The following is a 1,042-nucleotide window of genomic DNA, read 5'->3' on the forward strand; positions in this document are numbered from 1 at the left end:
TATCAATAACCATCCTGATTATGAGCCAGTGTCTGAACCCAGACTGCCTCCACAGCAACCCCGAAGGTTGTCAGTTCTGCCAAAAATGTGGTAGTAAACTCCGACTGGTTGAACGCTACTATGCTAAAAGCATCCTCGGACAAGGAGGGTTCGGACGCACATTTCTGGCTGTCGATGACTTCAAACCTTCTAAACCTCCCTGTGTGATTAAGCAATTCCTTCCCCAGGCGCAAGGAACCGCTACCCTCCAAAAAGCCGCCCAATTATTCGACCAAGAAGCCCAACGTTTAGAACTCCTCGGCAAACATCCGCAAATCCCGGAACTTTTGGCTTATTTTACCGCTGATAACCGTCAATATTTAGTTCAGGAATTTATCGAAGGGGAAACCCTACAACAGGAGCTAGATAATCAAGGCGCTTTTACCGAAAATCAAATCATTGCCCTGCTCAAGGATTTATTGAGAGTTTTGCATTTCGTCCACAAAAATAAAGTAATTCACCGGGATATTAAACCGGAAAATATCATTAGACGCGCCAGTGATAAAAAGTTAGTCCTCGTGGATTTTGGGGCGGCTAAACAGGTGCATAGCACATCTCTGAGCGTCACCGGAACGGTTATCGGTTCGGCGGAATATTGCGCCCCGGAACAGGCGATGGGAAAACCTCAATATGGGAGTGATTTATATAGTTTAGGGGTGACTTGTTTATATCTGCTAACCCAAGCGAGTCCGTCGAATTTATATGACCCCTTAGAATTACAATGGGTGTGGCGTGAGCATTTAAATGGGAATCAGGTGAGTGATAAATTAGGCAAAATCTTAGACCGTTTGGCTGAGACAGTCTTTAAAAAACGCTATCAATCTGTAGCCGAAGTGTGGGCAGATTTACAGGGATATTCTGGTCGTAAAAATAGTACCAATACAACTCCCCAACCTGTAGTTATCAAAACTCCGCCTAAACCCCCAACCCAGAAGTTTGAATTTGATATCGTTACGGTCAATTCCAATGGACAACAAATTAACCGCCGTCGCGGTCAGGCTGG

1 protein-coding gene is annotated in these 1,042 nt (G+C 45.0%); it reads left to right on the forward strand.

Features of this window, described 5'->3' with window-relative positions:
- Positions 1 to 20 precede the first annotated feature (20 nt).
- On the forward strand, positions 21 to 1,042 hold a 1,022-nt coding region (locus P5674_RS25165), incomplete at its 3' end, for a serine/threonine-protein kinase (protein ID WP_315670422.1).

This window comes from Limnospira sp. PMC 289.06, from assembly GCF_032350395.1.
Taxonomy (GTDB): domain Bacteria; phylum Cyanobacteriota; class Cyanobacteriia; order Cyanobacteriales; family Microcoleaceae; genus Limnospira; species Limnospira platensis.